This is a genomic window from Sediminibacterium roseum, from assembly GCF_009939005.1.
In the GTDB taxonomy this organism is placed as follows: Bacteria; Bacteroidota; Bacteroidia; order Chitinophagales; family Chitinophagaceae; genus Sediminibacterium; species Sediminibacterium roseum.
This window is the reverse complement of the sequence record NZ_JAACJS010000015.1, coordinates 695,710-712,069: the sequence shown is the minus strand read 5'-3', so window position 1 is coordinate 712,069 and position 16,360 is coordinate 695,710. Positions and strand designations below refer to the sequence as shown.

Annotated in this window: 19 protein-coding genes; 16 read left to right on the top strand and 3 right to left on the bottom strand. The window is 48.8% G+C overall.

The genetic code is table 11. The features are described 5' to 3' along the window. Positions 1-84: 84 nt before the first annotated feature. The 4 genes from GWC95_RS14245 to GWC95_RS14230 are packed head-to-tail and all read left to right on the top strand — an operon-like array spanning position 85 to position 3,577. Complete coding sequence (locus GWC95_RS14245; RefSeq protein WP_237722165.1) at positions 85-1,443, top strand: PQQ-dependent sugar dehydrogenase; 1,359 nt, start codon at positions 85-87, stop codon at positions 1,441-1,443. A 6-nt stretch (positions 1,444-1,449) separates the two neighbouring features. Further along, positions 1,450-1,902 (top strand): c-type cytochrome, encoded by a 453-nt coding sequence (locus tag GWC95_RS14240; protein WP_161819389.1) that lies wholly within the window; start codon positions 1,450-1,452, stop codon positions 1,900-1,902. A gap of 50 nt (positions 1,903-1,952) precedes the next feature. Continuing rightward, positions 1,953-3,131 (top strand): bifunctional histidinol-phosphatase/imidazoleglycerol-phosphate dehydratase HisB, encoded by a 1,179-nt coding sequence (gene hisB / locus GWC95_RS14235; RefSeq protein ID WP_161819388.1) that lies wholly within the window; start codon positions 1,953-1,955, stop codon positions 3,129-3,131. Between the two features lie 23 nt (positions 3,132-3,154). After that, positions 3,155-3,577: a hypothetical protein gene (locus tag GWC95_RS14230; RefSeq protein ID WP_161819387.1), complete on the top strand. Its 423-nt coding sequence runs from the start codon at positions 3,155-3,157 to the stop codon at positions 3,575-3,577. Between the two features lie 32 nt (positions 3,578-3,609). Here GWC95_RS14230 and GWC95_RS14225 read toward each other — a convergent pair whose 3' ends face one another. Then, positions 3,610-4,047 (bottom strand): DUF2147 domain-containing protein, encoded by a 438-nt coding sequence (locus tag GWC95_RS14225; protein ID WP_161819386.1) that lies wholly within the window; start codon positions 4,045-4,047, stop codon positions 3,610-3,612. A 9-nt stretch (positions 4,048-4,056) separates the two neighbouring features. After that, positions 4,057-5,433: a metal-dependent hydrolase family protein gene (locus GWC95_RS14220; protein WP_237722164.1), complete on the bottom strand. Its 1,377-nt coding sequence runs from the start codon at positions 5,431-5,433 to the stop codon at positions 4,057-4,059. A 192-nt stretch (positions 5,434-5,625) separates the two neighbouring features. On the opposite strand from GWC95_RS14220, the gene GWC95_RS14215 reads away from it, so the two are divergent. The 12 genes from GWC95_RS14215 to GWC95_RS14160 are packed head-to-tail and all read left to right on the top strand — an operon-like array spanning position 5,626 to position 15,922. Then, the gene (locus GWC95_RS14215) at positions 5,626-7,041 is read left to right on the top strand and encodes an anthranilate synthase component I family protein (protein WP_161819385.1); all 1,416 of its coding nucleotides are present in this window, start codon (positions 5,626-5,628) and stop codon (positions 7,039-7,041) included. 19 nt (positions 7,042-7,060) lie between these two features. Next, entirely contained in the window at positions 7,061-7,651 is a 591-nt protein-coding gene (locus GWC95_RS14210) for an anthranilate synthase component II (RefSeq protein ID WP_161819384.1), read from the top strand. A 47-nt stretch (positions 7,652-7,698) separates the two neighbouring features. Continuing rightward, positions 7,699-8,691 (top strand): anthranilate phosphoribosyltransferase, encoded by a 993-nt coding sequence (gene trpD / locus GWC95_RS14205; protein WP_161819383.1) that lies wholly within the window; start codon positions 7,699-7,701, stop codon positions 8,689-8,691. Between the two features lies 1 nt (position 8,692). Next, entirely contained in the window at positions 8,693-9,478 is a 786-nt protein-coding gene (trpC, locus tag GWC95_RS14200) for an indole-3-glycerol phosphate synthase TrpC (protein ID WP_161819382.1), read from the top strand. 1 nt (position 9,479) lies between these two features. Further along, the gene (locus GWC95_RS14195; protein WP_161819381.1) at positions 9,480-10,121 is read left to right on the top strand and encodes a phosphoribosylanthranilate isomerase; all 642 of its coding nucleotides are present in this window, start codon (positions 9,480-9,482) and stop codon (positions 10,119-10,121) included. Positions 10,122-10,153: 32 nt separating this feature from the next. Beyond that, positions 10,154-11,344, top strand: a complete 1,191-nt coding sequence (gene trpB / locus GWC95_RS14190) for a tryptophan synthase subunit beta (protein WP_449421093.1) — start codon at positions 10,154-10,156, stop codon at positions 11,342-11,344. 4 nt (positions 11,345-11,348) lie between these two features. Next, the gene (gene trpA / locus GWC95_RS14185; RefSeq protein ID WP_161819379.1) at positions 11,349-12,116 is read left to right on the top strand and encodes a tryptophan synthase subunit alpha; all 768 of its coding nucleotides are present in this window, start codon (positions 11,349-11,351) and stop codon (positions 12,114-12,116) included. Between the two features lies 1 nt (position 12,117). Next, on the top strand, positions 12,118-12,699 hold the full coding sequence (hisH, locus tag GWC95_RS14180; RefSeq protein WP_161819378.1) for an imidazole glycerol phosphate synthase subunit HisH: 582 nt from the start codon (positions 12,118-12,120) through the stop codon (positions 12,697-12,699). Between the two features lie 11 nt (positions 12,700-12,710). Continuing rightward, complete coding sequence (hisA, locus tag GWC95_RS14175; protein WP_161819377.1) at positions 12,711-13,424, top strand: 1-(5-phosphoribosyl)-5-[(5-phosphoribosylamino)methylideneamino]imidazole-4-carboxamide isomerase; 714 nt, start codon at positions 12,711-12,713, stop codon at positions 13,422-13,424. Positions 13,425-13,442: 18 nt separating this feature from the next. Beyond that, positions 13,443-14,201 (top strand): imidazole glycerol phosphate synthase subunit HisF, encoded by a 759-nt coding sequence (gene hisF / locus GWC95_RS14170; protein ID WP_161819376.1) that lies wholly within the window; start codon positions 13,443-13,445, stop codon positions 14,199-14,201. Between the two features lie 37 nt (positions 14,202-14,238). Next, positions 14,239-14,835, top strand: a complete 597-nt coding sequence (gene hisIE / locus GWC95_RS14165; protein WP_161819375.1) for a bifunctional phosphoribosyl-AMP cyclohydrolase/phosphoribosyl-ATP diphosphatase HisIE — start codon at positions 14,239-14,241, stop codon at positions 14,833-14,835. A gap of 1 nt (position 14,836) precedes the next feature. Beyond that, the gene (locus tag GWC95_RS14160) at positions 14,837-15,922 is read left to right on the top strand and encodes a TlpA disulfide reductase family protein (RefSeq protein ID WP_202630295.1); all 1,086 of its coding nucleotides are present in this window, start codon (positions 14,837-14,839) and stop codon (positions 15,920-15,922) included. 26 nt (positions 15,923-15,948) lie between these two features. Here GWC95_RS14160 and GWC95_RS14155 read toward each other — a convergent pair whose 3' ends face one another. Further along, positions 15,949-16,296 (bottom strand): ArsC family reductase, encoded by a 348-nt coding sequence (locus GWC95_RS14155; RefSeq protein ID WP_161819374.1) that lies wholly within the window; start codon positions 16,294-16,296, stop codon positions 15,949-15,951. Positions 16,297-16,360 lie beyond the last annotated feature (64 nt).

Here is a 16,360-nt window from a genome sequence, read left to right as displayed (position 1 = left end):
CTATCGGAGTTGTGGGTTTTTTATGGATGAACGCGATTTGCGTCGTGAGTTTGTGCTATTTTTATTCCCTAATCAGACACCTCTATGAAAAGGACGCTTCCTGCTTTATCTTTTTTATCATTGTTTGCAGCCAATGCCCTCTGTGCGCAACAGCCCATGGAAAAAAATTATGTCTACGTTGCAACTGGAAAGAAGGCTGCGTCCACCCACGAAAGGTACAATCACAACCAACCTGTAAAGCCTGCGGCCGTTGAGCCGGATGCCGACAATGCAGGATTGAAGCTCCCTGCAGGGTTCGGAGCATTGAAAGTGGCAGACGGAATCGGAAGGGCGCGTCACATAGCGGTTACTGAGCAGGGAGATATTTATGTGAAGATGAATGGCAGGATCGCAGAAGGCAGGGGCATTTTGAAACTGCACGACAGCAACGGCGACGGAAGAGCAGATGAAACAACAGGCATCGCCAATTACAACGGCACCGGCATCGCGATCAGGAACGGTTATCTCTATGCATCATCCGATAACGATGTTTACCGTTACAAACTGGATGCGCAGGGCAATATTGCCGATGCAAAAGGGGAGAAGATCATTTCAGGATTGCTGAACCGCCATCACCACGAATCAAAATCGATTGCGCTGGATAACGATGGAAATATCTATGTAAACATCGGCGCATTTTCCAACTCGTGCCAGGAAAAACCCGGCCCGGGCAGCAAAGGAATGATGCCTTGTAACATCCTGGATTCTGCAGGCGGCATCTGGCAGTTCAGGGCAGACAAGCTCAACCAGGTATATAGCGACGGTATCAAGTTTGCCACCGGGTTAAGGAATGTGGTGGGCCTCGACTGGAACACACAAACCAACCAGCTTTTCGTAATGCAGCATGGGCGCGATGACCTGCATGTGTTGTGGCCGGATCTGTTTACCGAGCGCGACAACGCAGAGAAACCAGCAGAGTGCATGTATGTTTTGAAAAAAGGCGACAATGCGGGCTGGCCCTATATTTATTACGACCCGGAACAAAAGAAAAAAATTGTTGCGCCGGAATACGGCGGAGACGGAAAAAAAGAAGGCAGTAAAGAATACATAGACCCGGTAATGGCCTTCCCCGCGCACCTTGCGCCTAACGGGCTGTTGTTCTATACCGGCAATATGTTTCCTGCAAAATACAAGAACGGCGCGTTTGTAGCCTTCCATGGTTCATGGAACCGCGCGCCCCTGCCGCAGGAAGGGTATTATGTGGTGTTTGTTCCATTTGAAAATGGAAAGCCAACAGGAAAATGGGAGGTGTTTGCAAGCGGATTTACAGGAATGGAATCGGGCGTAACACCACGCAGTGCGGCGCACCGTCCGTGCGGACTGGCACAGGGGCCCGATGGTTCGTTGTATATTTCAGAAGATTCAAAAGGAACGATCTACCGCGTTGTTTACAACGGAAAATAATTTTCAATGAAACGATATTTCATCGCCTGTTTGCTGGCAGTTACTTTGTTGAGTTTTCAAACGGCGCCTAAAAAAACGGCACAGGCAAAAACCGGAACACTCGCGCCCGCAGCGGGTTTGCAGGCATCGATCGATCGCGGTAAAACCATTTACCTGAAACGTTGCCTTGTTTGCCACCAGGTAGACGGCGGTGGTGTTCCACACCTCAATGCGCCGCTCGACGGGGCATCGCAGGTGATCGGGAAAGACAAAGAGCGCATCATCAGGATCGTATTGAATGGAATGAACGAGAAAGTAGAACTCGATGGCGAAATATACAGCAACATCATGCTTCCGCAAAAGGACCTGAGCGACCAGGAAGTGGCCGATGTGCTCACGTATGCACGCAACAGCTGGACGAACAAGGCAAGCGCGGTAACGCCTGCAGAAGTGAAAGCGGTGCGTGCTAAACTAAAATAACGGACAGCAAAAAAGTATCAAAAAAAGTATACAAGATTACAAGAAACACGATGGCGCAGGTATTTGATAATAACGATCTTCAAACAGTTTCCCCGGGCGGGAAACGCATTTTATTTATAGACCGTGATGGTGTGATATTGCAGGAGCCTCCAACGGATTTCCAGATCGATGCGGTCGAGAAAACATCTTTTGTTCCGGGCGTGATCTCTGCATTGTCCGCGATCGCAGGTGAGCTGGATTTTTATAAAGTAATGGTCACAAACCAGGATGGGCTGGGAACCGATAGTTATCCCGATCATACTTTTCATCCTTACCACGACCTGATGCAGCGCACGCTGGAAGGCGAGGGTTTTGTGTTTGATGAAATGATCATCGACAAAACATTTGCCGCCGATAACAAAGACACCCGTAAACCGGGAACAGGATTGCTTAAGCATTTTCTCGACAACCCGGGGTTTGATCTTGCCAATTCATTTGTGATCGGCGACCGCTGGAGCGATATCCAGCTTGCGAAAAACCTGGGATGCAAGGCCATTTACTTCCGCTCATCGCTGCACGAGCTTACAGAAGAACAGGAAAAAGCATTGCGCGATACGATCGTTTTTGAATCGGGCAATTGGCACGAGGTGTATACTTTCCTGAAACTGGGGTTACGCAAAGTGGTGCACGAAAGAAATACGAACGAAACACAGATCAGGATAGAACTGAACCTGGATGGAAGCGGCAAAGCGAATATTTCTACAGGGCTCGGGTTTTTCGATCACATGCTCGACCAGATCGCGCGCCATGGCAAAATGGATCTGGCGGTGGTTACCAAAGGAGACCTTCACATAGATGAACACCATGCTATTGAAGACACGGGCATCGCATTGGGAGAGGCCTTCGCAAAGGCATTGGCCGACAAGCGCGGGATGGAGCGTTACGGGTTTGCTTTACCCATGGATGAGGCAGAAGCGAAAGTGCTCATCGATTTTGGTGGCCGCAACTGGATCGTCTGGAATGCGGAGTTCAAACGCGAAAAAATCGGGGAGATGCCAACTGAAATGTTCTTCCATTTTTTTAAATCTTTCAGCGATGCGGCTAAATGCAACCTCAACATCGAGTGCAAAGGAGATAACGAACACCACAAGATAGAGGCCATCTTCAAAGCATTTGCCAAAGCCATCCGCATGGCGGTGAAGCGCGATCCTTTGTCGAACCACTTGCCATCTACCAAGGGCGTTTTGTAAGAAAATGTTTTAACAGTTGCAGTATGTCTTATGTTGTTTTCCTGATCGCCCTTTTTGCAGTTATTATGATTGCGGGCATTGTTGCACTGCTTCGCTACCAGCGGAAACAGAAGGAAAAAATATTTTCAGACAAAGTTCTTTTCCTTAAAACCTATGGCAAGGAACTGAAAGTAAATTTTGAAGATTGTGCCATCGTTCACCGTTCTTACCTGGAGGATGGAGAGAATGGCGGGAAGATCGAAAAACATGTTTCTATCGTTACCTGCCATGCAGAAAACATAAACGATAAAAAGGCCTTTTTCAAAACACTGCCTGTTTTCCTGCCCGAAGATGAGTTGCAAAAACGCCTGTCAAAACAGAAGAGAACTTCTGTCTATTACAATCCATCCGATCCTTCGATCTATTTTTTTGATGTCGGTTTCCTGCAGGAGTTTATGACGGTATAGCAACGCGCATTTGCAGCTTTCAGCGATCACGATCACTTGACCCTCGTCCAAATTTCTGTCCGGCCCAGCAAAGAAACGCCCACGTATCCCCGCATGCTCATCGTTTTTGCATCTTTCAATTTGAGGTAGCATTTGTACTCTTTGCCATTCTGCGGATCGTATACGCGGCCGCCTGTCCATTCCCCATCGTTGAATTTAAAATCGCGGAGTATGGTGGAACCTAGAATGGGTTTGTCGCGCAGTGCGGGGTCCGGGTTGTTGTAATCTTTTTTAGGGCCGCCGCGTTTCGGGTCGTCGGGTACTTTCAGCCAGATGATCTTCCCGAAATATTTATCGCCTTCTTTGTAAACCTGTATCTGCGCCTGCCCGTTCTGGCTCAGCCAGTAGCCAAGAATGTCATCGGCGCCGGTTGCCGCGAAAGCGCATGCAAGGGAAAAAATGCAGCAAATGGATAGAAGGATCTTTTTCATAAATGAATATTAACGAATACTATTCAGAAAAACCACGCCATCTTTCATAATTAACACGGTTTTGCGGATATCGGTAATGTTTTTTGAGGGATCGCCCTCTACGGCAACAAGATCGGCAAACCATCCTTTTCTGATCCGCCCGATGCGTTCTGCGTATCCAAACACATCTGCATTTACGGATGTGGCGCTTTTCAATACATCAATGGGTTTCATGCCATAGGCAACCATGGCCTCCATTTCACGGGCGTTGTCGCCATGCGGGTACACCCCAACATCGCCACCGAAGCAGATGGTCACGCCTTTCTGCAAGGCAAGCGCGAAGCTTTTTTTCTTGGTTACAATGCGTGGTGGTTCCGGGAAATTTCCTTTCCGCCAGGGTGTATTGTACTCGCTGGTTGCTTCCGTTGCGCTCAGGGTTGCGCAGTAGGCCACTTTGTGTTTGAGCATCAGGTCAAATATTTCCGCCGTGGCATTGTCGCCGTGTTCAATCGTTGATACACCGGCAAGTATTGCCCTTCGCATTCCTTCTTCCGTAACGGCATGCGCCACCACTTTGCGGCCCGTGCTCGCGGCAACGTTTACAACCGTTTTCAATTCTTCCAAAGTGAAAGTAGGTTCGGAAACATCTTTGTTCAGTCCCCAGCGGTAATCCGCATATACTTTTACCAGGTCCGCGCCATTGCCTATTTGTGTGCGTGTTTCCCTGGTCAGTCCGTCGGTTCCGTCTGCTTCGGCGGCGCCTTTGACCAGGATGTTCGCCGTGTTTTTTGTTTTTGGCCCATAGCTGCCGGTAGCAACAATGGCCCTTGTTGCGATGATCATGCGCGGGCCGGGAACGATTCCTTTTTCAATGGCGGCCTTCAAACCCACATCATCGTAATCCGCACCCTCTGTTCCCAGGTCGCGCACCGTTGTAAATCCTGCGCGCAATGTTTTCTCCGCATGCACCACCGCGCGGGCCGTACGTTCCGCCCTTGATTCGTTCATTACCTGCTCGTCCCATTTTGTTTCGTTGTAAGGATGAAGGAACAGGTGCGAGTGGCCCTCGATCAACCCGGGCAGCAAAGTGGTTCCTTTCAGGTCGATGGTTTTGTAAATACCTTCCGGTTTTACCGTGTTTGCTTCGCCTGCGGCGATGATGGTATTTTTTTTAACCAGCACCACCCAGTTGGTATGCATGGTTTCGCCGTCGAACACACGGTCGGGCCTGAGCAGGTAAGTGGTATCGTTTGTTTGCGCGCTGAGCAATGAAGCGACTAAAACGGTAAGAGCCAATAGCAGCGTGTGTTTTCTCATAAGGATGGTTGATGGTGCATATGCCGGCACCCAGGCCGCATACACCCATGAAGTTAACCCGTTTCCCAAAATAAATTTGTTTATGATCATATTCTGCCGCATTTTTGTTTCACAATGAACCAGGCAACAAACAAATATTGGTGGTGGCATACAAACTCCGTTCGGGGATTGTAATGGCATGGCCAGTACTTTTTTGAATTATATTCAAAAGACCCCGACACAAAATGTCGGGGTCTTTTTTTTACTCCCGTTGAAAGGAGGTAAGGGCAAAAACGCTAAAAGATGAAGAAACTGGAATTACAGACACACTGCAGGAAAATGCTCGCTGATGTATTCACGCCGGTAGGGATCTACCTGCGCATCCGCGACCGGTTCAGGGATACGGTTTTACTGGAGAGCACGGATCACCACACATCGGAGAACAGCTATTCGTTTATCTGTATCAATGCGATCGGCGGAATAGAGATCAGTTCGCCGAGCACGATCGAATTCAAATTGCCCGGGCAAACACCTGAGCGTGTCAATATAAAACATGCAACCGAGGTACCCGCGCAGTTGTGGTCGTTCATGCAAAAGTTCGATGCACAACCTCCTGCTGAGAAAGAAGGAAAATTTGCGCAGGGGCTCTTTGGTTACACGGCCTTTGACGCCGTGCAGTTCTTCGACACGATCACCCTTAAAAATACAGCAGGCAATGAGCCTGTGATCCCGCTGATCCGCTACCGGCTGTACCAGTACGTAATTGCGTTCAATCATTTCAAAGATGAGTTGTATGTATGCGAGAACGTATTGCCGGGTATTGAATCTGAAATATCAATTGTTGAATCGCTGATCAGGAGCAAAGATGTTCCTGTGTTCCCGTTCAGTGCAAAAGGCGGCGAATCCTCAAACATGACGGACGATGAATACCGCAGCATGGTAAGCAAAGGGATACAACGTTGCATGCGCGGCGATGTTTTCCAGATCGTTTTAAGCAGGCGGTTCCAGCAGGGCTTTGCAGGCGATGAATTCAATGTATACCGGGCCTTACGTAGCGTGAACCCGTCTCCCTACTTGTTTTTCTTCGACTACGGCGATTACAAACTCATGGGCTCTTCACCGGAGGCGCAGCTCATTATTCAGAACGGGAAAGCGGTTGTTCACCCTATTGCCGGCACTTTTAAAAGATCGGGCGACGATGAGGTTGACCAGCAGATGGCCGAAAAATTATTACAGGATGCCAAAGAAAACGCCGAGCACGTAATGCTTGTTGATCTCGCACGCAACGACCTGAGCAGGGCATGCGATGATGTTGTAGTGAGCCGCTACAGGCAGGTGCAATATTACAGCCATGTGATACACCTTGTAAGCGAAGTAACGGGCAGGGTAAAAAAAGACCAGAACCCGTTTGAATTGCTCGCGAAAACATTTCCCGCAGGCACGCTGAGCGGCGCCCCGAAATTTAAAGCGATGGAGATCATCGACGATTATGAGCCAACTGCAAGAAGTTATTACGGCGGCGGTATCGGTTTCATCGGGTTCGATGGAAGCTGCAACCACGCTATTATGATCCGTACCTTCCTCAGCAAAAACAATACACTCATTTACCAGGCCGGCGCGGGCGTTGTTGCCGCGAGCGTTCCTGAAAACGAGCTGCAGGAAGTGAACAACAAACTCAACGCATTAAAAAAGGCAATTGAAATAGCAGAGGGAATTTAAACAAGGATAAACAACGAACATGAAAATTTTAGTATTCGATAACTACGATTCTTTTACCTATAACCTTGTTCACCTGGTTGAAAAGATCACCCACCAGGAAGTGGATGTATACCGCAACGATGAGTTGCCGATGGAGAAAGCGAAAGCGTACGACAAAATTATTTTATCGCCCGGCCCCGGTATTCCCTCCGAAGCGGGGATGTTGTTGCCTTTGATCAAGGAATATGCAGCATCAAAATCCATACTGGGCGTATGCCTGGGCCACCAGGCAATCGGCGAGGCGTTTGGCGGGCAGCTTACCAACCTGTCGACGGTGTTTCATGGTGTGGCAACGGATATTGTTGTGCACAACGAGTCGGCTGCAACACCCGATCCACGGCCCTCGTTGTTTGATGGCCTTCCATCCAGGCTGTCTGTTGGCCGCTACCACAGCTGGGTGATCGATGAGAAAAATTTTCCTGCAGAACTAGAGGTCACTGCGCGGGATGCAAATCATTACATCATGGCTTTGCAACACAAAACCTACGATATACAGGGTGTACAATTTCACCCGGAAAGCGTGCTTACGCCGGATGGCGAAAAGATGATCGCCAACTGGTTAAAGCAATAACCGCAAACTTCCCGGTGAACAATTGAAATGGCTGAAAAACAAAAAAGATGAAAAAGATCCTGCAATACCTTTTTGAACACAAAACACTTTCCCGCGAAAGCGCAAAAGAAATATTGGTGAATATGTCGCGGGGAGATTACAATGAAGCGGAGATGTCTGCTTTCATCACCATCTTCCTCATGCGCAGCATTACGATCGAAGAGCTGCAGGGTTTCCGCGATGCATTGCTGGAGCTTTGCGTAAAGGCCGATCTGAAAGACCACAAAGTGATGGACATTGTTGGAACCGGCGGCGATGGAAAGAATACGTTCAACATCTCTACGCTCTCCTGTTTTATCGTTGCCGGCGCGGGTCAGAAAATTGCAAAGCATGGCAACTACGGGGCATCGTCGATCAGCGGTTCGTCTAATGTGATGGAGCAGCTGGGATATAAATTCAAGAACAACAATGCACAATTGCTGGAAGAACTGGAAGCAGCCAACATCTGTTTCCTGCATGCACCGTTGTTTCACCCCGCATTGAAGATCGTGGGGCCGATCCGCAAAAACCTTGGCGTGCGTACTTTTTTCAATATGCTGGGGCCGATGGTCAACCCTGCGTCACCGGCCTACCAGTTGGTGGGCGTGTACAACCTGGAAATGGCGAGGATCTACAATTACCTGCTGCAGCAATCGGGCAATGCCTTCACCATCATACATGGACTGGATGGATACGATGAGATCTCACTTACCAACGATACAAAGGTGATCACCAACCACGGTGAAAAGATCATGACGCCCGAACAGCTGGGCAAGCGAACCGTAACAGCCGAAGACATTTATGGCGGCAACACTGTAGAGGAGGCGGCTGCCATCTTCACACGCATTATCAAAGGCGAAGGAACATGGGCCCAGAATGCGGTGGTACTCGCAAACGCAGCAATGGCGCTGCATTGCACGGGCAACTACGGCAGTTACAATGATGCCTATCTTGCCGCGGTTGAGAGCCTTGAAAGCGGGAAAGCGAACCAGGTTTTACAAACATTAATCAGCCTTCAATAAGATGAATATTTTAGACACCATCATCGCACACAAGAAAAAGGAAGTAGCGGCGCGCAAACAACAGGTCTCCGTTGCGGAGCTGGAGAAAGGCTATTTTTTTTCGCACCCCGTACTATCCCTCCGTTCCTTTCTCGCAGATCCTTCTAAAACGGGCATCATAGCCGAGTACAAAAGAAAATCACCCAGCAAAGGCATCATCAATGATAAGGCAACGGTGGAAGAAGTTACAATGGCCTATGCGGCAAACGGCGCTTCTGGTATTTCTGTGTTGACGGATCATGAGTTTTTTGGCGGCTCATTACAGGATCTTACCGAAGCAACCATCAACGAGGTGCCTTTGCTCCGCAAGGATTTTATGATCGATGAGTACCAGCTCATCGAGGCCAAATCTTTTGGCGCAGAAGTGATCCTGCTCATCGCCGCATGTTTATCGCCCGCAGCGGTCAAAACAATGGCCACCACGGCCAAACAACTGGGACTGGAAGTGCTGCTCGAGGTACACAATGAAGAGGAGCTGGGCCATGTTTGCGAGGCGGTTGACCTGGTGGGTGTGAACAACAGGAATTTAAAAACGTTTGAAGTGAGTATAGATACATCGCTCGGCCTTATCAACAAGATACCCAAAGAAAAGCCTGCGGTGGCAGAAAGCGGCATCAGCGATGTAAATACTATCGTAACTTTACGGGAAGCCGGTTTCAAAGGATTTCTCATCGGGGAGAACTTTATGAAAGAGGCGAGCCCTTCGATTGCTTTTGCTGATTTTGTTAATCAACTAAAAGCAAGCTGACATGCGTATCAAGGTTTGTGGCATGACCAATGCCGAACAGGTTCTTCAACTCGATGAGATGGGTGTTGAATTCGCGGGTTTTATTTTTTACCCCAAATCGCCCCGCTATGTGCACCGGTTCATGCCCAAACCAGAGTTGAAAAGACTGAAAGGAAAGAACATAAACAAGGTAGGCGTATTCGTAAATGCAACAGTGGATGAGGTGCTCGAAGCTGTTGACGATTGCGGGCTCTACATCGTTCAGCTGCATGGTGATGAAACACCTAAGTACTGTGAAAAAATTGCCAACTATGTAACCGTTGTAAAAGCGTTCCGCCTCCGTGAGGATGACAATGTGTTGTGGAAAGTAAAGGATTATACCGACATCGCAGATATGTTTTTATTCGACACAGAAGGCGCGGGTTACGGAGGTACGGGAAAAAAATTCGACTGGAACGTTCTGCAGGGACTGAACATAGGCAAACCCTTTTTTCTCAGCGGCGGCATTGGCCCCGATGATATAGATAAGCTGGCTGAATTTGCGCAGGAGCCCGTTGCCAAAGATCTTTTTTCGATCGATGTGAACAGCAGGTTTGAAACATCGCCCGGGATCAAGAACATGGATGCGCTGGAACAATTTGTAACCAAAATAAAACCGTTCTGACGGTTCGCGGTATCTCGTAAACAAAAATGGAAATGACAACATCATATCAACAACCCGATCAACAAGGGTATTACGGGCAATTCGGCGGTGCATACATTCCCGAAATGCTGCACAGGAACGTGGAAGAGCTTACGGAAAAATACCTCGGCATCATCTATGAAGAATCGTTTCAAAAAGAATTCCAGCAGTTGCTCCGCGATTATGTGGGACGGCCCACGCCTTTGTTTCTTGCAGAGCGTTTGAGCAAGGAGCACAATGTGCCGGTTTACCTGAAGAGAGAGGACCTGTGTCATACCGGCGCCCACAAGATCAACAATACCATCGGCCAGATCTTACTGGCGCGGAAGCTTGGTAAAACACGCATCATTGCCGAGACAGGCGCAGGGCAGCATGGTGTTGCCACTGCAACCGTATGCGCATTGAAGGGGATGGAATGCATTGTTTACATGGGAGAAAAAGACATAGAGCGGCAGGCGCCGAATGTGGCACGGATGAAAATGCTCGGGGCAAAAGTTGTTCCGGCAGCAAGTGGAAGCAAAACATTGAAAGATGCAACGAATGAGGCCATCCGCGACTGGATCAACAACCCGGTAGACACGCACTACATCATCGGGAGCGTGGTGGGCCCGCATCCATACCCCGATATGGTTGCGCGTTTTCAAAGTGTGATCAGCGAAGAAACCAGGAAGCAATTAAAGGAACATACCGGCACGGAACTACCCACACACGTGATCGCGTGTGTAGGCGGAGGAAGCAATGCTGCAGGAATGTTCTATCATTTTCTCGACGAACCCTCCGTACAGCTTGTTGCCGTAGAGGCGGCGGGCCACGGTGTAAACAGCGGAATGAGCGCAGCAACAACGCAACTCGGGAAACCGGGCATATTGCATGGCAGCAAGAGCCTGGTGATGCAGACAACCGATGGACAGGTAGTGGAACCGCACAGCATTTCTGCAGGACTGGATTACCCCGGCGTTGGGCCGCTTCATGCGCATTTGTTTGAAAGCGGGCGCGGAACATTTTTAAATGCAACAGATGAAGAAGCACTGCAGGCCGCTTTTCACCTGGCCAAAACAGAAGGCATCATTCCTGCGTTGGAAAGCGCACACGCGTTTTCGGTGTTGGAGAAATTGAAATTAAAACCGTCGGACCGCGTTGTGGTTTGTTTGAGCGGAAGAGGAGATAAGGATCTCGCAACCTACATGAACGCAATGCAAAAATAATTTTATGAGCAGGTTACAGGAGTTGTTTGCTACAAAAAATAAGAACGTATTGAATGTATACTGTACTGCAGGGTATCCTGAACTGAACAGCACATTGAAACTGATGAAGGCGCTGCAGCAAAACGGTGTAGACATCATCGAACTCGGCATGCCTTACAGCGATCCGCTGGCCGACGGGCCCGTGATACAGGCGAGCGGAAGCAAAGCGCTGGAGAACGGGATGACGATCACGGTCTTGTTTGATCAACTGAAAGACCTGCGTAAAGAGATTACTGTTCCTGTTGTTTTAATGGGATACATGAACCCCGTTCTGCAATACGGTTTTGAGAAGTTCTGTAAAGATGCCGCAGCATTGGGTGTAGACGGATTGATCCTGCCCGATCTTCCTGAATTTGAGTTTGAGAACGAATACGGCGCGATCATTAAAAAATACGGCCTTGATTTTATTTTCCTGGTTACACCGGAAACCTCCGAACAACGCGTGCGTAAACTGGACCAGTTGAGCAGTGGCTTCTTGTATGCGGTGAGTTCGTCTGCAACCACCGGCCAGGACAAAGATTTCAATGCAGTGGAGAAATACCTGCAAAGGCTTCAATCGATGCAATTGAAAAACCCGGTGCTGGTGGGGTTTGGCATCAAAGACAAGGAAACGTTTGATTCTGCCTGCAAATATGCAAGCGGCGCGATCATCGGAACAGCATTCATAAAAGAATTAGAGAAGGGAATCGATATCGATTCAACCATTCAATCGTTCATCGGCCAATTAAGGTAAAATGAAACTTGCGATCATAAAATACAATGCGGGTAATATCCAGTCGGTACTCTATGCGCTGGAACGGATAGGCATGGACGCGATGGTAACAGACGATCACGAACAGATCAGGCTGGCCGATAAAGTGATCTTCCCGGGTGTGGGAGAGGCGAGTACTGCAATGCATTATTTGCGCGAGCGGAAACTGGATACGCTGATCAAAGGCCTGCAACAACCCGTACTCGGTATTTGTTTGGGAATGCAGTTGATGTGTACGCATACCGAAGAGAACAACACAGACTGTCTCGGTATTTTCGATACACCCGTTAAGAAATTTTCAGGCGGGTTGAAGATCCCGCAGATCGGTTGGAACTCGGCGACAGAAACAGGCACACCGCTTTTTAAAAACATTGCCGATCCCGCATATTTTTATTTTGTTCACAGTTATTATGCCGGGCTGTGCGATGAAACGGCGGCGGTAACGGAATATACAAGAAGGTTCAGCAGCGCCTTGCAGAAAGATAATTTTTACGGCGTTCAGTTTCACCCTGAAAAAAGCGCGGAAGCGGGCGAGCAGCTGCTGAAAAATTTTATTGAACTATAGACAACAATACCATGGTACTTATACCTGCAATAGATATCATCGATGGAAAATGTGTACGGCTCACGCAGGGCGATTACGCACAGAAGACCGTTTACAACGAGAACCCGCTTGAAGTAGCGAAAATGTTTGAGGCCGCGGGATTGCAAAGGCTGCACCTTGTTGACCTCGACGGCGCGAAAGCAGGAGCGGTAAAGAACTGGAAAGTATTGGAGTCGATCGCAAACCATACAGGGCTTGTGATCGATTTCGGCGGCGGTATAAAAAAAGAAGAAGACCTGCAGTTGGTGTTCGGCTCAGGCGCTGCACTGGCAACCATTGGAAGCCTCGCGGTAAAGAACGAAGCGCTTTTTTCGGAATGGATCGAGAAATACGGCGCCGGTAAATTTTTATTGGGGGCGGATGTGAAAGACGAAAAGATCGCGATCGGCGGATGGCTGGAAACAACGGATGTTGAAGTGACCGGTTTTATAGAAAAATATGCAGGGAAAGGCATCCGGCAGTTGTTTTGCACCGATGTAAGCAAAGACGGAAAACTGGAGGGGCCATCGGTAGCGTTGTACCAAAAGATCATTGCCCGTTTCCCGGAATTGTTTTTTATTGCAAGCGGTGGCGTGAGTTCCATTGAAGACCTTGAAGAACTGCGTGCGATCGGCTGCAGCGGGGCGATCATTGGCAAGGCCATTTATGAGAACCGCATTACCATAGATCAATTGCGTTCATTTTAAACAATTGCCGCGAAAAATATGCTGACAAAAAGAATCATACCCTGTCTGGATATCAAAGACGGCAGAACCGTTAAAGGCATCAATTTTGAAAACATCCGTGATGCCGGCGACCCGGTGGAGCTGGGCGCTTTGTATGCACGCGAAGGCGCGGATGAATTGGTGTTCCTAGATATTACGGCAACGGTGGAGAGAAGGAAAACCTTAAGTGAACTGGTAAACAAAATTTCGCATCACATCAACGTCCCGTTCACTGTTGGCGGGGGCATCAGTAGTGTGGATGATGTAAGCGTGCTGTTGCAGAACGGCGCGGATAAGATCTCGGTAAACACCGCTGCCTTTAAGAACCCCGCACTCATAGCGCAACTTGCAAAGGAATTCGGGAGCCAGTGCGTGGTGCTTGCCATCGATACAAAAAAAGAAGAGGATGGAGAATGGTATGTTTACCTCAATGGCGGCCGGGTAAAAACAACAACGCGTTGCAGGGATTGGGCAAGACAGGCAGTGGATCTTGGCGCCGGCGAAATATTGCTTACCTCGATGAACAACGATGGAACAAAGCAGGGGTTTGCGCTTGACATAACCGCCGCGCTTGCCGGCGAACTTCCTGTTCCCGTGATCGCATCGGGTGGCGGCGGCACCATGGAACATTTTGTGGATGTGTTTACCGAAGGGAAAGCGGATGCTGCGTTGGCCGCAAGCATTTTTCATTTCAAGGAGATAGGGATCGGCGAGTTGAAAGATTATTTATGGGAAAAACAAATTGCAGTCAGGCGATAGGGTAAAGTTTCCGGGCAGATCAATAAAAAAAACAAAAATGAAAATCGATTTCAACAAATACGCAGACGGCCTCGTTCCGGCAATTGTGCAGGATTTCAATACCGGCAAAGTGCTGATGCTCGGTTTTATGAACCCCGAAGCGCTTGCAAAAACAGAGCAAACGGGAAAGGTGACCTTTTTCAGCCGCAGCAAGCAAAGGCTCTGGACAAAAGGCGAAGAGAGCGGCCATTTCCTGGAACTGAAAAGCCTGGCGGTAGATTGCGACCACGATACACTTTTGGTAAAGGCGCACCCCAGAGGGCCGGTTTGCCATACCGGCGCGGACACCTGCTGGGGCGAGACCAACCAGCCTGATAATTTTTTATTATACCTTGAAGAGATCATCCGCTTGCGCAGGCAGGTGGCGCCGCAAGACTCCTACGTTGCCAGCCTTTTTGCCAAAGGGATCAACAAAATAGCCCAGAAAGTGGGGGAGGAAGCGGTAGAACTGGTAATAGAGGCCAAAGACGATAACGATGAGCTGTTTTTGGGAGAGGCCGCAGACCTGCTCTTCCACTATTTGCTTTTGCTTAACGCGAAAGGGTTTAATTTGCAGAACGTATTGGATATCCTTCAAAAAAGACATACAAAATAATATGAAAAGATTGCTGGTATTATTGCTGCTGCCCTTTGCAGGGCTTGCCCAGATCAAGAACACCGGGTTTGTGGTGAAGGGGCAATTGGCAGGCATCGCGGATGGTACAACGCTTGCGCTGAACTCTATCAACGGACAAAGCATCACTACCGGCAAAATCCTGAAAGGCGCTTTCTCGCTCAAAGGAACCCTTCCCGGAACAGATATTTTAAAACTCACGGCCAACGGAACAGAACAATCGGTAGAGATGCTGATGAGCAACAATGAAACCGTTACGCTCACCGGCAACTGGGCCGATCCGAATTCTGTTGTGGTAAAAGGTGCAGCCGCCCAGGAAGATTTTGAAGCGTTTAAGAAAACAGTGTTCCCGTTCCTGGGCCAGCGCAACATGCTCGTGAGCAGCGCCAATGCCGAAAGGGATGCTGCAAAGAAAAATGCGATCATTTCCGAGATCAATAAGATCGATGTGGTGATCCCGAACCTGGCCATCCAGTTTGCCGAGAGCAAACCCAATTCTGTTGCAAGTACATGGGCGCTGTATTTTATCTCGCCCCTATTTGCCAACAGGATCATGGAACTGGAAAACGCCTACAGCAAACTGCAGTCATCCGCAAAAAAATTGGTATACGTAAGCAACCTCGAGCAATTTATCGCCAATGGAAAGATCGGTATGATCGGCTCGCAGGCGCTCGACTTTACGCAGAACGATGTGAACGGTAAACCGGTGAGCCTCTCATCGTTCAAAGGAAAATATGTACTGGTTGATTTCTGGGCAAGCTGGTGCGGGCCATGCAGGGGCGAGAACCCGAATGTGGTAAGCGCTTACCAGAAATACAAAAATAAAAACTTCACGGTGCTTGGCGTATCGCTCGACCAGTCGAAACCAAACTGGCTCAAAGCCATCAGCGACGATAACCTCGACTGGACGCACGTAAGCGATCTTCAATACTGGAACAATGCCGCGGCCCGTATGTACCACATCGAGAGCATACCGATGAACCTGTTGATCGATCCCGCAGGCAAGATCATTGCCAAGAACATCCGCGGGGAAGAACTGCAACGTACTTTAGCGGAAGTATTGAAATGATAAGCGTTTGCTGCAGCTGCTGATTTTTAAAACAATTCTTCGTAAGCCGCCGCATTGAAACCTACCGTAATTACCTTACCCGCTTTTTCGATCACGGGCCTTTTGATCGCGCTTGTATTTTGAACGAGCAGCTCGATCGCTTTTTTTTCGTTGTTGATGGTGGCCTGCGTTTTGGCATCCAGCTCCCGCCAGGTCGTGCTTTTCTTATTGAGGATCGTTTCCCAACCCACCTGCCCGCACCAGGTTTTTAGTTTCGCCGCGGTAATACCGTCGGTCTTGTAATTGTGAAAATCATATTTGATTTTGTGCGCATCTAACCAGTCCCTCACTTTTTTTACCGTATCACAATTGGGAATGCCGTACACTGTATACATATTTACCGATTAAGGCTGCAAAAATACCTATCCCAACTTATTTAGAGGCAAAATTCCGGGTCTA

Excerpts from the sequence above, each read along its gene's own strand:
- trpC (WP_161819382.1), top strand. The coding sequence starts at position 8,693 with ATGAATATTTTAGACACCATCATCGCACACAAGAAAAAGGAAGTAGCG.
- GWC95_RS14220 (WP_237722164.1), bottom strand. The coding sequence starts at position 5,433 with ATGATCATAAACAAATTTATTTTGGGAAACGGGTTAACTTCATGGGTG.
- GWC95_RS14225 (WP_161819386.1), bottom strand. The coding sequence starts at position 4,047 with ATGAAAAAGATCCTTCTATCCATTTGCTGCATTTTTTCCCTTGCATGC.
- GWC95_RS14155 (WP_161819374.1), bottom strand. The coding sequence starts at position 16,296 with ATGTATACAGTGTACGGCATTCCCAATTGTGATACGGTAAAAAAAGTG.
- GWC95_RS14245 (WP_237722165.1), top strand. The coding sequence starts at position 85 with ATGAAAAGGACGCTTCCTGCTTTATCTTTTTTATCATTGTTTGCAGCC.
- hisH (WP_161819378.1), top strand. The coding sequence starts at position 12,118 with ATGAAACTTGCGATCATAAAATACAATGCGGGTAATATCCAGTCGGTA.
- hisF (WP_161819376.1), top strand. The coding sequence starts at position 13,443 with ATGCTGACAAAAAGAATCATACCCTGTCTGGATATCAAAGACGGCAGA.
- GWC95_RS14230 (WP_161819387.1), top strand. The coding sequence starts at position 3,155 with ATGTCTTATGTTGTTTTCCTGATCGCCCTTTTTGCAGTTATTATGATT.
- GWC95_RS14215 (WP_161819385.1), top strand. The coding sequence starts at position 5,626 with ATGAAGAAACTGGAATTACAGACACACTGCAGGAAAATGCTCGCTGAT.
- trpD (WP_161819383.1), top strand. The coding sequence starts at position 7,699 with ATGAAAAAGATCCTGCAATACCTTTTTGAACACAAAACACTTTCCCGC.
- hisB (WP_161819388.1), top strand. The coding sequence starts at position 1,953 with ATGGCGCAGGTATTTGATAATAACGATCTTCAAACAGTTTCCCCGGGC.
- hisIE (WP_161819375.1), top strand. The coding sequence starts at position 14,239 with ATGAAAATCGATTTCAACAAATACGCAGACGGCCTCGTTCCGGCAATT.
- GWC95_RS14160 (WP_202630295.1), top strand. The coding sequence starts at position 14,837 with ATGAAAAGATTGCTGGTATTATTGCTGCTGCCCTTTGCAGGGCTTGCC.
- hisA (WP_161819377.1), top strand. The coding sequence starts at position 12,711 with ATGGTACTTATACCTGCAATAGATATCATCGATGGAAAATGTGTACGG.
- GWC95_RS14240 (WP_161819389.1), top strand. The coding sequence starts at position 1,450 with ATGAAACGATATTTCATCGCCTGTTTGCTGGCAGTTACTTTGTTGAGT.
- GWC95_RS14210 (WP_161819384.1), top strand. The coding sequence starts at position 7,061 with ATGAAAATTTTAGTATTCGATAACTACGATTCTTTTACCTATAACCTT.
- trpB (WP_449421093.1), top strand. The coding sequence starts at position 10,154 with ATGACAACATCATATCAACAACCCGATCAACAAGGGTATTACGGGCAA.
- trpA (WP_161819379.1), top strand. The coding sequence starts at position 11,349 with ATGAGCAGGTTACAGGAGTTGTTTGCTACAAAAAATAAGAACGTATTG.
- GWC95_RS14195 (WP_161819381.1), top strand. The coding sequence starts at position 9,480 with ATGCGTATCAAGGTTTGTGGCATGACCAATGCCGAACAGGTTCTTCAA.